The organism is Thermodesulfobacteriota bacterium, assembly GCA_040757775.1.
In the GTDB taxonomy this organism is placed as follows: Bacteria; Desulfobacterota; UBA8473; order UBA8473; family UBA8473; genus UBA8473.
In genome coordinates this window covers 1-13,022 of record JBFLWQ010000009.1, presented here as the reverse complement: position 1 = coordinate 13,022, position 13,022 = coordinate 1, and the positions used below count along the sequence as shown (strand labels likewise).

Annotated in this window: 10 protein-coding genes; 1 reads left to right on the top strand and 9 read right to left on the bottom strand. The window is 43.6% G+C overall.

Annotated elements, in window-relative coordinates; genetic code table 11:
- Positions 1 to 183 precede the first annotated feature (183 nt).
- Entirely contained in the window at positions 184 to 1,107 is a 924-nt protein-coding gene (locus AB1401_07280) for an MBL fold metallo-hydrolase (protein ID MEW6615249.1), read from the top strand.
- Here AB1401_07280 and AB1401_07275 read toward each other — a convergent pair.
- The 9 genes from AB1401_07275 to AB1401_07235 form a co-directional block, all read right to left on the bottom strand.
- Positions 1,083 to 2,498 carry a CoA-binding protein gene (locus AB1401_07275; GenBank protein MEW6615248.1) on the bottom strand — a complete coding sequence of 472 codons (1,416 nt, stop codon included), beginning with the start codon at positions 2,496 to 2,498 and terminating at the stop codon, positions 1,083 to 1,085. The genes AB1401_07280 and AB1401_07275 overlap by 25 nt on opposite strands.
- Positions 2,495 to 5,629, bottom strand: coding sequence for a type ISP restriction/modification enzyme (locus tag AB1401_07270; GenBank protein MEW6615247.1), 3,135 nt, complete (start codon positions 5,627 to 5,629; stop codon positions 2,495 to 2,497). The genes AB1401_07275 and AB1401_07270 overlap by 4 nt, the downstream gene beginning before the upstream one ends.
- 201 nt (positions 5,630 to 5,830) lie before the next feature.
- Positions 5,831 to 7,399: an acyl-CoA carboxylase subunit beta gene (locus tag AB1401_07265; protein ID MEW6615246.1), complete on the bottom strand. Its 1,569-nt coding sequence runs from the start codon at positions 7,397 to 7,399 to the stop codon at positions 5,831 to 5,833.
- 69 nt (positions 7,400 to 7,468) lie between these two features.
- Positions 7,469 to 8,143 carry a nitroreductase gene (locus tag AB1401_07260; GenBank protein ID MEW6615245.1) on the bottom strand — a complete coding sequence of 225 codons (675 nt, stop codon included), beginning with the start codon at positions 8,141 to 8,143 and terminating at the stop codon, positions 7,469 to 7,471.
- A 293-nt stretch (positions 8,144 to 8,436) separates the two neighbouring features.
- Positions 8,437 to 10,155, bottom strand: a complete 1,719-nt coding sequence (gene polX, locus AB1401_07255; GenBank protein MEW6615244.1) for a DNA polymerase/3'-5' exonuclease PolX — start codon at positions 10,153 to 10,155, stop codon at positions 8,437 to 8,439.
- A gap of 217 nt (positions 10,156 to 10,372) precedes the next feature.
- Complete coding sequence (locus AB1401_07250) at positions 10,373 to 10,846, bottom strand: universal stress protein (GenBank protein ID MEW6615243.1); 474 nt, start codon at positions 10,844 to 10,846, stop codon at positions 10,373 to 10,375.
- A 58-nt stretch (positions 10,847 to 10,904) separates the two neighbouring features.
- On the bottom strand, positions 10,905 to 12,194 hold the full coding sequence (gene glgC, locus AB1401_07245) for a glucose-1-phosphate adenylyltransferase (GenBank protein ID MEW6615242.1): 1,290 nt from the start codon (positions 12,192 to 12,194) through the stop codon (positions 10,905 to 10,907).
- A gap of 39 nt (positions 12,195 to 12,233) precedes the next feature.
- On the bottom strand, positions 12,234 to 12,557 hold the full coding sequence (locus AB1401_07240) for a hypothetical protein (GenBank protein MEW6615241.1): 324 nt from the start codon (positions 12,555 to 12,557) through the stop codon (positions 12,234 to 12,236).
- A 99-nt stretch (positions 12,558 to 12,656) separates the two neighbouring features.
- Positions 12,657 to 12,869 (bottom strand): SAP domain-containing protein, encoded by a 213-nt coding sequence (locus AB1401_07235; GenBank protein MEW6615240.1) that lies wholly within the window; start codon positions 12,867 to 12,869, stop codon positions 12,657 to 12,659.
- Between the last annotated feature and the right edge of the window lie 153 nt (positions 12,870 to 13,022).

Here is a 13,022-nt window from a genome sequence, read left to right as displayed (position 1 = left end):
ATCTTACTGTCAGGGGCTTGCCCCTTTGAATCCTTATGATTTTATCATATTTTTTGAATATGATTCCCAGATTATTAACACTATGCCCCTGGAGTTTCAAGATTAAAAGAGGTTTTACTTTACTTTTTGTCAAAACTCGTTTAGTGTTACAAACGTGCTTTTTTAATAAAAGGAGAAGGTTCCATGACCAACGGAAAGAAGGTAGCTGAGAATATATACCTGATAGATGCCAGGGTATTCGGTATATCTAATTTCACCTCAGTCTATTTGATAGCAGGTGAAAAATTGGCTTTGATAGAGACCGGCCCAACTAAATCAACCCCTTTTATCATTGAAGGAATTAAAAGATCTGGATTTGATCCTGGTGATGTATCATATCTCGTTGTTACTCATATCCACTTGGATCATGGAGGAGGAGCCGGAGCATTACTCAGGAAGATGCCTAATGCTAGGGTAGTGGTTCACGAAAAAGGTGCAAGGCATATGATAGACCCTTCAAAGCTGGTAAACAGTTCAAAGAGGGTTTTCGGAGAATTGATAGACGAATGGTATGGAGAGGTTCTGCCTGTGGAACAGGACAGGATAATACCCGTAAATGGTGGTGAAATAATCGATCTGGGTAAAGGTCAGAGGCTCCGAATGATCGATTCCCCCGGACATTCAAATCACCATATCTGTATCTACATGGAGAAAGAGAACGGCCTTTTTACAGGAGATGCAGTGGGGGTATACCTTTCCGATTCAGGGGGACTGATACCCACAACCCCTCCTCCTGAATTCGATCCGGATGTAAACGCGGAAACGATCAAAGGTTTTTTAGACCTTGATTTGAAGCTACTGCTGTTTTCTCATTTCGGGATTACAGAAAAGGTACATCAGACCCTGAATATGAGTATTGACTGGCTTATGAAATGGAAAGACAGTGTTTCAGGAATGATGAGCAAGGGGTTGTCTCCGGAAGGGATTACAGAGAAGTTCAGGGCAGATACGAGGGAAGTACTGGGTTCGGATAAAGGGAATGAACTCCTCTGCCAATGGGTAATGGAACACCATATCCCCATGTGTGCAATGGGATATCTCAACTACTTCAAGAAGAAGGATTTATAATCTCCAATAACCTGACCATACCTGACCAGGCCTGAAAGGGCCTTTGCAGCCCTTTCAGGTGTAGTGTAAACAGGAACCGAATTTTTTTCAAACACATCTATCACATTCTGGTTATCCATTTGATGTGAATTTATACACATCACAACAGGCTTTCCATATTCCTTCTTTAACTCCACCATGCCCTTGAACAATTCCCTGAAGGGGACAACAGGATGCGGCAGCATAAAGAAGATCAGGGCATCGATGTTGCTGTCTTCTAAAACAGCCCTTATCACTTTATCCAGAACTTTCCAGCCCTTTGCAAACCCCAGATCAACAGGGTTGGTTCTTATTGTCATAGGGGGTAAGGTCTCTTCCAGTATCTTTTTTGTTTTGTCTGAAAAATTTGGCAGTTTCAGGCCTTTGGTTGCACATACATCTGTTATCATAATCCCTGGCCCTGCCTGAAAGGAGAGAACAGCTACCCTGTCCCCCCCTGGAGGTGAAGAGATAGACAGTATCTTGGCTATGTCAAGCAATTCCTCGCAGTCGGTGGCAGACACAATCTTTGATTGCTTAAAAGCAGCATCATACAGTTCATATTTGCCTGCTATAGACCCTGTATGAGAATATGCCGGTTTGTAAGCGGCAGGCGATTTTCCCACCTTGCACGCCACTATGGGTTTTTTAAGTGCTGCTTCTTTGGCTGCCGATATAAATCTGCGGGGATTATCTATACCCTCGATATACAGGAGAATGACATCTGTATCTTTATCATCAACCAGGTACTCCAATAAATCCGCATATTCTACATTACACCTGTTCCCCAGACCAACAACCTTACTGAACCCTATATTTTCGGCTACCCCCTGATTTACAATCACATGGGCGATCCCACCACTTTGACTTATAACCGCAATACTGCCCTTCTTTAATTGGGACAGATATGGAGAGAAGGAGGCATTAAGCCCTGCATGGGTGTTCACCATTCCAAATGTATTTGGTCCGATGATTTTTATTCCGGCTCTGTTAGCCATTTCTGCCATATCCTTCTGGAGGTTGCGTCCATCCTGATGCCCCAGTTCTTTGAACCCTGCAGTGATAATTACTGCACCTTTAACCCCCTTATCCCTGCACTCGTCCAGAACACCAAATACTAAACGGGCTGGTACTACTATAATGACAAGGTCGATCTTCTTTTCCGGAATGGAAACAAGGGTAGGATATGTCTTTATGCCCAAAACCTCTCTGATATTGGGGTTAACAGGGTATACTTTTCCTTTAAATCCTCTGTCCTTAAGGCTGTCAACACACTGATGGCCCATCTTTGAAGGGTCTTCCGATGCTCCAACTATCGCTACTGAGTCGGGATTAAATAAAACATCAAAACTGTCTTTCGTGGATGGATTCATATTTTTTTTATAGCCTCCTTTTCCACTTCCGGGTAAATATCGTCAATCGCTTTCTGAATTTCTTTTGTCTTTTTCAGGGCGGTAACAATTTTGCAGTAGGTTTTTATGTCATCAAGAGACAATGCTCTTCCTTTCCTATCCTTAAGCCATTTCTCGCAAACCTGATACCCTCCGATCCGGTATTCCCATATCGCTGATTTAACACCTTCAAAGTATTGGTCATTGTTTATATAAACACATTCGTTTTCATACCTCGCTTTTTCAACTCTGTGATCTCCTTCGCCTTGAAGTTTAGCGACAGGTAAATCAAGTTCTGGGGACTTGAGCAGGTGCAAATCCACCAGCTTCTTCCCTTGCTCTCCCATTTTGATAAACAGCTTATGATCTTTTGCAAAAGGAATCCTCGGAAAATCTGTCTTTAAAAACTCGGCATATTTTGTCCGATAGATATTCGAGTAGAGCACCGCATAGATGTAAAAGAAAATGTGCTCAGGGGAAGGTGCTTTCTTAAAATTGCCGGTTAATTGTTCTATAAGAGTGGGAGATATGTTCGCTTTTTTTACCTCATAATCTGCTTGTGGTTCAAAGAGCATCATTAGGCCACCTGTGGATCGTTTTCCAGGGTTGTTTTTTTTCTGGTAGCGGTAGAGAGGAAAATTGGCGTTTCCGCCCCTATAGAATAAATTAAAATCTTCAATACAATTGGAGCAGAAAATAATATTCCAAGGTTGCTCTAAACCTACAACTTGTCCAGCCCGACCAACGCATAATCCCAAATTTTCTTTCATCATGTGGCGCATGACTTCTTTTCGAGAGCGCTCAATTACCTCATCATGGTAAAAGATCCACCTCCTATCAAATGGCCGGTATAAGATTTGTGTAATTGACTCTTCCCAGTTTTCATCTTTTCTTATTTTTTCCCGTGCAGCCTTCAATTCCCAGTTCGATTTATCCTTTAAATTAAATGTTTGGCGGACAAGTTCATCGGGCATTTTTCCATCCCGAAACATCCTGATGCGTATTTTCAGAGGTTCCTTATCGAAGTCAATTACAAAATTATCTCTTGATGTCACTATGCCTACGCTATTTACAGAAAATAGGTCAGTTATTTTAGGGTATTTCTCATAACCTTCTAAAAGCTTCTCGTCTCTCGGAACAAAAAGATAAAACTCTGACTTTGGCAGTAAATCCCGCCATTCGGTTGTTTTGACGTTGTTCTCTGTCAGCCAATCATACTTCTTTTCTCTCAGCCCCCAAAGCTCTGAATGATAGACCGTACAGTCTTTCTTCTTACTCTTCTGCTTTATGAACAGTCCAATAGCTACTCCCTGCTGGATGTCAAAGACATTCTCATCTTTTGAGCCGTCAGGGCATCTCTCTTTCTTCAGGCTGTTGCCGTGTAAGTCCAGAATATAAATCTCATTGAAACTATTCATCAAAGACTGCCGCATGCCCCGGAAGGTGGGATTATCAAGATAGCTGTGATTGGTTATAAACCCTAAGACCCCTTCTCCTGCCTGGTCAATCTTCCATTGGGCGAAACGGATGAACTTTACATAGTCATCCTGGAGCCATTTAGGATTTTTCTCTCCAAGGGGTTTACCGTCAACTTTATAGTAGGCTTTGATTTCTTTAGATATCCACTCTCCCACATTGGAAGAATGACCGGAATAAGGAGGATTGCCAAGGACTACCAAGATAGGCTGTTGTTTCTTTACCATCCCTGCCAAATGGGATTCTTCGGAGAGTGAGGACATCCCGGGAAGTGCGGTTTGATCAAGTTCAGCCATTTCCAAGGTATTGGTAAGATAGAGTTTGAACCGGTCATCGCTATGGAGTTTATAGCCCAATTCTTCCAAAAGAAACGACATTTTTAGATGCCCCACTGCATAGGGAGCCATCATCAGTTCAAAGGCAAAGAAGTTTTTGAGGATATGTTCTCTAATGAATTTTTCTTTTCCTCCCTCGCCATATTTGGAGACAAACTCCCCTATTGCTATTTTTGCCGCCTCCGCTAAAAAGGTAAGCGTTCCTGCAGCAGGGTCCAAAACCGTCACCGATTCGCCGGCCAGCCCATACGTTCTCTTAAAATGTTCCTTCAGGATATACTGCAATGAATGGGCAATGTAGGAAACTACCGGCTCAGGAGTATAATAGACTCCCCGTTTTTCTCTCGTTTCCGGGTCATATTCAGCCAGAAAAGTTTCGTAGAAATGTACAACGGGGTCTTTCCCCTTCCCTTCATGAAAATACTGGTGAAGAATATTTTTCACGTCTGTAACTGCCAGGACTTCGGATATATCATCAATAATCCACTCCATTTGCCGGGGTAAATCTCCCAGGGAAATAAATTGAAATACATCCCTCAGTATTCCAATAGTACGGGGAATATTGTCGTAAGCCAGTTTCCTATTGAATCCATCCTCTGAACGGGTACGGGCAGCAAAAAGTCCATAGGTAATGGTTTGTGAATAAAGATCAGCAAACTCTTCTTTGGCAAGACCACTGATAAGATATTGCCTGAATGCCTCATAGAAGCTGGAGATGAAGCCTTTCTTTTGATTTTCTTCTTTCTTTAACTCTTCAGCAACTACTTCATCCTTCAGGAAACGCGTCCTTTTTGCTAATTCTACGGACAGGGTTTTGGCATCGTAGACCTTGGGAAGGGAAAAGGAAAAGAATTGCTCAAGCAGTTTTACAAAGTCGGTTTCTTTTTCAACAGGCGGGATAGATTTTAGCTTATACATACCGAAAGGTCTGGCAATAGAAACATTGGCGATCAAGGCTCCATTGCGATAAAGCCGGAATTCAAAAAAGTTGGTTAATATGAGGTTGGGGAAGGTTCGGAGATACCGTTTTAGTTGGTCTGTTGTTTCTATTTGGTCTAAATGTTCAACTGTGGGCGCTTTGGCTTCAATATAGCCAACAATATGTTGCTTTCCGTCCCAAATTCTAAAATCAGGGTTGCCGACTTCGGTCCTTTTAGGAAGGGTAGTTATATGAATTTTCTTCTTGCCAAACAAGTCTGCATATCCCTCAAGCAACTCCTTAAGTGCAGAATAATAACTTTCCTCTGTGGCATCCCCTTGATTGAGATTATTATATATTCCTTTCAGATAGGATTTCAGCATTTTTTGCCTTTTTGCTTATTTGATTATTTTCCTATCATCAAATGTTGATGCCCTAGTAAAAAGTCGCAAGCCCCCTTCTCCCTCGATGACAAAAAAGGGGATTGTGACACAGTCTCCAGGGGAGGGGAAATGTCACTTTTTACGAGTCCATCAAAGTCGCACTATAACAAGTTCGATATAAACCTATCCTCGAATTCGAAGTTACATATTAATATTGGAATATTTCCTCCATGGTCGGGCTACAGTCTTATTTTCCAGTGCGTCTAAGGCTTGATTAATTATCTTCCTGGTATCTTCGGGCATTATCACATCATCAACAAAACCCCGGGCAGCAGCTTCATAGGGATTCTCATAAAGATCTGAATACTCCTTTATTCTCTTTGTACGTATCTCCTCTGGGTTTTCTGCCTCCTTTATTTCTCTGGCAAAGATGATGCTGGCAGCAGTTTTGGCACCAACGAGGGTAACCTGTGCCGTGGGCCAGGCAAATACCAAATCGGCACCTATAGCCTTATCCAGCATGCCGTAGTGGGCACCGGCAAATGATTTCCTTACCATGACAGCAATTAATGGAACAGTAGCATCTGCCCAGGCATAGAGCATTTTGGCGCCATGTCTCAGGATACCTTTCCAATCCTGCTGGGAACCTATTAAGTAACCGGGAGAGTCGTGAAGGGCAACCAGGGGAATGTTAAACAGGTCACAAAATCTTATAAACCTGGTGCCTTTGTCTGAAGCATCAACATCCAGACACCCGCCCATGTGACTGGACTGGGTGGCAACCATCCCTACAGGACGACCATTAAAGCGGGCAAAACCAGTGATTAGGTTTCTCGCGTGGAGACCCAGTGTCTCAAAGAAATAACCGTCATCCACTATCCTTTTGATAATCTGAAACATATCGAAAGGTTGATATGGCTCTTCAGGCAGTATGTCAAGCAAATCTGGTGATTTTCTTTCGGGATCATCTTTTGTTTCCATACGAGGCGGTTTTTCTTTGTTGTTGGATGGCATAAAAGAAAGAAGTTCCTTTGCTTTATCCAGGGCGTCTTTGTCGTCCTCTGCTACTACGTGTGTCTGCCCTGATTTTATGGCGTGAGCCTTGTACCCCGAGAGTTCCTCCAGACTGATTTCTTCTCCGGTCTGTGTCTTTACAAATGCCGGACCCGCAATACCCATAAATCCTGTATGTTTTGTTTGAACAAGGAAATCCTGCATTATAGGATGGTATGCCTGTCCGCCCAGGCAGGGACCCATTAGCAAGGCTATTTGAGGAATTATCCCCGAAGCCAGTATTTGAGACCTGAACAGCCAACCATAGCTTTCCAGAGAATCCACTCCCTCCTGAAGACGTGCACCCCCTGAGTCGTTCATGCCTACAAACGGCCAGCCATTGTCTTTAGCAAAATCCATGGCACGGGCAAACTTTTTACCATGATACTCTCCGAAAGAGCCTGCCATAGCTGTATAGTCTTCACTGGCAACAACAACATGCCTGCCTCTTACTTTACCAAAACCTGTAACAACACCCTCAGCAGGAACCTCCTTTTTATCCATTCCAAAGGCAGTCGTTCTGTGCTTAATGTGCATTCCTATCTCAGTGAACGTACCAGGATCAAAAAAGTATTCTATCCTTTCCCTTGCAGACATCTGTCCTTTTTGGTGGCGCTTTTCTATTGCCTTGGGGTCTCCCATCTGCAGGATGCGCTCACGCCTCTTTTTAAGTTCCTCTAATTTCTCCACGTTCTTACTGCGCTTCTTGTCACTCATACCTGAGCCTCCTTCCGTTTTGTTCATTCAATAACTACCTCTTTTCAAAACATAAATAGTTTTGGTTACTTACTCAAAGCCACACCATGTAGTGATGCTTTCCACGGGCTCTCGGGCACTCTGCACCCTGTTTGCGGGAAAATCCCAGTTGGGATAACCAATAGCAATAGATATTATAATCCGTTTGGACTCGGAGATATTGGCAAACTTCCTCACCACATCGGGATACATTACACCCTGGTCCTCAATGCAGGTACCAAGACCATGGTTCAAGGCAGAAAGGCAGATGCTCTGCACCACAGCGCCCACATCCATCAGTGGTCCTGCTTCAGACAGAGACCGATCCGTCAAGACAATGATAGCCGCCGGTGCATCGAAGTAACGAAACCCTCTTTCCATCCATTCTGCTCTCTTTTTCTTATCCTCTCTTGGTATGTCCATGAGGCTAAAGAGCTGCTTGGCAAGTTCCACCTGACGATGTCTGTAAACACTATCAGAAGGCCATCCTACAACGGAATGTTCCGGATGGGGTGATGCTCCAGAATTGAGTTTTTCCACGTTGCCTCGTTTGATATTTTCAAGAACATTTCCTGAAAGTACAATAAACTCCCATGGCTGTGTATTCATTGCTGACGGGGCAAGTCTGGCAATTTCCAGGATCTCTCTTAGTGTCTCTTTCGGTACGGCGTCAGGTTTAAAGTTTCGTATACTCTTTCGTGTTTTTATAGCCTCTACAATGTCCATAAATCTCCTCCTATTCATGAATTGCCGGGATTTTAAAGAATAGAAACCCGTTAGTGTGAGGACAGAGTATAGTCGAAACATGGCTGCATGTCAATTCATAAAGGTGATTCTTATCAGTTAACATACAAATAAGTCGTTATTCAAAAAACGGTTCTTATAGCTTGGCAAAAGAGGAGGAAACGTGTTACTCAAGGGAAAGGACTTCTATGGTTACCGGTTCTTCGAAAGGGTTGAACAGGGTATACGCCATAGCCCTGGCTGAAGCTGTTGTTAGGGTGCGGTTAATGGATAGTTCAATTTTTTTTAATCGCTTTCAGAAAGGACTCAACATCGAGGGTATTCAGAACGTCCTCCTTTTCAAGCCACCCCCTTCTTGCGACGGCTACCCCAAGCTCCATATAGTCCATCTGGGAAAGCACATGGGCATCGGTATTAATAACAACCTTTGCCCCCAGTTCTTTAGCCCGCCTGCATCCAATGTCGTTCAGGTCCAGTCTCTGGGGATAGGCATTGACCTCAAGGGCTGTTCCGGTCTCTACGGAAACCTTTAGTATCTCATCCAGGTTGACCTCATAACCCTCACGTTCCTTCAAAAGCCTTCCTGTTAGATGTCCGATGATGTGCACATGAGGGTTTCTCATGGCATGAATAATTCTCTCAGTCTGTTCCTCCCTGCTCCTTTTGAATCCGGAATGAATAGATGCGATGACAATATCCAGCTTTGAGAGGACATCTTCCGGGTAGTCAAGGGTACCATCGAGACGAACATCAACCTCTGTTCCACAAAGGACCCGGATCCCCGAAAGTTCACGATTGACTTTTTCAGTCTCTTCTATCTTGGCTATCAGGGTGTCAATACTGACCCCCCCTGCAACCCCTAAGGACTGCGAGTGATCAGTAATTGCCACGTATTCGTAGCCCATTTTCATTGCACCTTCTGCAATTTCTCTGATGGAATGTGCCCCATCGCTGTAATGGCTGTGGACGTGAAGGTCAGCCTTAATGTCCTCTCTTTGAATAAGGTTTGGAAGAGTACCCTTAATGGCAGTTTCGATCTCTCCCCTGTCCTCCCGAAGTTCCGGAGGTATGAAAGGAATGCCCAGAAGCCGGTAAATGTCTTCCTCCTTTTCCCCTGCTATCCGGTTGCCGGATTTCTCATCAAAGATGCCGTATTCGCTTATCTTGAACCCCTTTTTTACAGCCATTTCCCGGGTTCGGATATTGTGAGCCTTGGAGCCGGTAAAATAGGCTAAAGCTGCACCATACTGATCCTGCTGTACTACCCTAATGTCCACATGGTATCCTTCCTGGGTAAGCACACTCGACTTAGTCGTTCCCTTTCCCAGGACCTGCCTGACATCCGGCAGATGGATGAATGCATCCATGACCTCATGTGGCGAACTCGACGATACCAGGATATCAATATCGCCAATAGTCTCCATTCGGCGTCTCAGGCTTCCGGCAGAATCTATCTGCTCTATACCGGGAATCCCTCTGAGTTGATCGGTTAACCTTTTCGATATGGCAATAGCATATCCCAGGGTCATCCTTTCAACCCCTTGCCTGTAGAAAGCAATACCCCTCAGGATATTCTCTTCGGTCTTCTCCTTGATGCCGGGAAGACCATGGAGTTGGTGAGACTGTGCCATGTCCTGGAGTTCATCAATACTCGTTATCCCAAGGGTCTCATGAAAGAGCTTGGCTTTTTTGGGACCAACTCCCTGAATGGCGATCAGGTCAAGGAGGCTTTCCGGTATTTCCTTCTTTAGTTCCTCATAATAGATCATGTACCCGGTATGCAGGTATTCCTCAATCTTCAGGGAAAGGTCTTTCCCAATGCCGGGAATCTCTTTGAGATCTCCCCTGGCAGAGATGGTTGCCAGGTCTTCCGCAATGCTCTCCAGATTCAACGCCGCCCTTCTGTACGCCCTTATCTTAAAGGGATTATCTCCTCTGATTTCCAGGAGATCGGCGATGTTATTGAATATCTTTGCAATCTCAAGATTTTTCATTTGCCCTTTCCTTTACAGTCCTTTGAACGAGCTTCACAGGCTGACGAACAGGTTATAAATCATAGCATAAATAGTTCCTCAAAAAAAGACAAAACCCTGCTTACTAGGTGGACTAGCTATAATTATTGTTTGTTTAAGAATGGGGGGTGTATTTTGGGCAGTTACTTAAGGTAGACCGATTTTGGGATAGAACAGATACTGAGAATAGAAAGAAAAGCTAATGCCCTTCAGATTCTTTTGCCGGCATACGCACAGTCAAAACAGGACATGTAGCCCTCCTTACAACCCTCTGTGCCACACTCCCAAAAAGCACACGTCCTAAGCCTGTACGCCCGTGGGTGCCCATAATAATAAGATCGATTTTCTTTTCATTCGCTGTATGTATGATTTCCGAAAATGGTATCCCTTTGGCTATGATAGGGTAGTATCCCTTAAGCATGGTGGCCATGGATTTACATATATCCTCAAGCTGTTCTCTGACTTTTTTTTCTATTTCTTCAAAAATCTTTACCAGAGTATCCCCGGCAAAAAAGGGTTCCATATATGTCCAATGCTGGAAACTCTCTTCCACCACATGGATGATATACAACGGAGCCGAGAACTTCTCTGCTATTAATATAGCATACGGAAAAGCAAAATCGGCGGTCTCAGAAAAATCGTGGCAGAATAAAATACGCTTTATCTCTACCATAACACCCTCCTTGATCTGATTAACAATTTTTCAACAGGTCTCTCCGTAACGTGTTTCCCTAGTTCCAATTAGCCACTCCATGGGTATGAACATAATCAACAGCCTCCTGTATCCTCAGGGGTTCTCTCTTTGTAAACAAGAGTTTCGTACCTCTGGCGATAACAACGATCCCTCCGTCACTTACAAAAAAGCGCTTACTATCATCTTCCATATCATAGCCTATCTCTGTCCCCGGGGGCACCTTTACTCCTTTGTCTATGATTGCCCTCCTGATCTTACAATACCTGCCAACCTCCACACCTTCCATCAGGACGGATTCCCTGATGTCAGCGTAGCTGTTGACACGAACCAGTGGAGAGAGAACAGAGTTCTGCACTCTCCCACCACTGATGATGCACCCCCCCGAAACTATAGAATCCAGACAAGCACCCATCCTTCCCCCGGGATATTCCTGGGCAAAGACGGTTTTGGCAGGAGGGTACTGTCCCTGATATGTACGTATGGGCCAGTCAGTGTCATAAAAATTGAACTTAGGGTCTGGCGACACCAGGTCCATATTGGCATCAAAATAGGCATCGATGGTACCCACATCCCTCCAGTATTTGGACTCTTTTTTATTCTCGTCCCTGAAGTTATAGGCAAATACCCTGGCACTGCGGATCATCGCAGGGATGATATCCTTGCCAAAATCGTGATGACTCTTTTTACAGGCGTCCTCCTCCAGAAATTCTCTCAGGATTTCACTATTAAAGATATAAACCCCCATATTGGCGGAGAGTGTATTATTAGGGGACAATAATTCGAGTTTTTTAGGCTTCTCCTCAAAACCGATTACCCTGCCTTCATCATTAACCTTCATAATACCAAACTGAGAACTCACCTCCTGATCCACCTCTATGGTGGCTACAGTAGCATCAGCATCTTTTTCTTTATGAAAGGCAAGCATCCTGGAATAGTCCATCTTATAGATATGATCAGCAGAAAGGATTAGAAAATATCCGGGGTTTACAGTATCGGCAAAGTACAGGTTCTGGTATATACTGTCAGCTGTTCCCTTGTACCAATCTCCGTTGATTCTCATCTGGGGAGGAATTGGGAATATATATTCGTCAAGTTCTGAATCGAATATACTCCAGCCCAACCTGAGATGCTGTTCCAGAGACAGTGACTTGTATTGGGTAAGGACTGCGATCTTACGCACACCGGAATTGATACAGTTACTCAAGGTAAAGTCGATCAGGCGATATATTCCTCCAAAGGGCACTGCTGGTTTGGCTCTATCACGTGTTAATGGATAGAGCCGTTCACCCATCCCCCCTGCCATAATCATGGCCAATACATCCCTCATGGCTGCAACCCCTTTCTGTATTTATCCCTGGGTTTAAACTTAAGTGCTTAAATGTTGTGCTTCAGCCTCTATATCGGCTACCAGATCTAACCCCAGCATAGTAGCCAAATCCATACATTCTTTTCTTAAACCCTTTACTCTTGAGGTAATGCTTTTAGCAAACAGGTATCTCATGACAATAACCATCATGGCCATTGCCGGAGTATCCATCGTACCTACATTTTCGAAGTGAAACTCAGCAGTTTTTATCTTGGGGTGAACCCTTTCCATGATACTCTCTTTAATAGGAAGGATATTGTTTCGGTTAAGGTCTCCAGACAGGTCTATCTGTGCAACCCTGTTGTCTTCGGTTATACACAGCATTATATTCTCCCTCCTCGTTAAGTTTAACGGTGAAATTATGGTCACCAAAAAAAGAAAGTTGTTGTTTCGAAGAAGCAGGGCAAGTTGGAAATCTTAAGATCATTTCAGGGTAATTTTCCCATTATTATTTATGGAAAGACACTCACTTTTCCATAAGCATAAGTCCTCATAACAGTTGTTCACTCTGTCTGTGGCGTAGCAATCGATGTTATTTTCCGCTCGTTGAATTGCCCTGATTATATCTGTCTTGTTCCTTCTCGCTGTGTTTACACCCAGATTTTTAGCCATTCTTCTAACCTCGTTAAAGTTCATTTTGCCCCTCCTAAACATTAAAATTTGGTGATTATAAAAGATTTGGCACCAAATTTGTGATATATTTTGTTATCAGATTAAAGATAGATTCTTTTCTATTATTATAACGGAATTCGAGTTCTTTTAAATATAATGGAAACTTTTCTTTTGAGA

Excerpts from the sequence above, each read along its gene's own strand:
- AB1401_07280 (MEW6615249.1), top strand. The coding sequence starts at position 184 with ATGACCAACGGAAAGAAGGTAGCTGAGAATATATACCTGATAGATGCC.
- AB1401_07275 (MEW6615248.1), bottom strand. The coding sequence starts at position 2,498 with ATGAATCCATCCACGAAAGACAGTTTTGATGTTTTATTTAATCCCGAC.
- AB1401_07270 (MEW6615247.1), bottom strand. The coding sequence starts at position 5,629 with ATGCTGAAATCCTATCTGAAAGGAATATATAATAATCTCAATCAAGGG.
- AB1401_07265 (MEW6615246.1), bottom strand. The coding sequence starts at position 7,399 with ATGAGTGACAAGAAGCGCAGTAAGAACGTGGAGAAATTAGAGGAACTT.
- AB1401_07260 (MEW6615245.1), bottom strand. The coding sequence starts at position 8,143 with ATGGACATTGTAGAGGCTATAAAAACACGAAAGAGTATACGAAACTTT.
- polX (MEW6615244.1), bottom strand. The coding sequence starts at position 10,155 with ATGAAAAATCTTGAGATTGCAAAGATATTCAATAACATCGCCGATCTC.
- AB1401_07250 (MEW6615243.1), bottom strand. The coding sequence starts at position 10,846 with ATGGTAGAGATAAAGCGTATTTTATTCTGCCACGATTTTTCTGAGACC.
- glgC (MEW6615242.1), bottom strand. The coding sequence starts at position 12,194 with ATGAGGGATGTATTGGCCATGATTATGGCAGGGGGGATGGGTGAACGG.
- AB1401_07240 (MEW6615241.1), bottom strand. The coding sequence starts at position 12,557 with ATGCTGTGTATAACCGAAGACAACAGGGTTGCACAGATAGACCTGTCT.
- AB1401_07235 (MEW6615240.1), bottom strand. The coding sequence starts at position 12,869 with ATGAACTTTAACGAGGTTAGAAGAATGGCTAAAAATCTGGGTGTAAAC.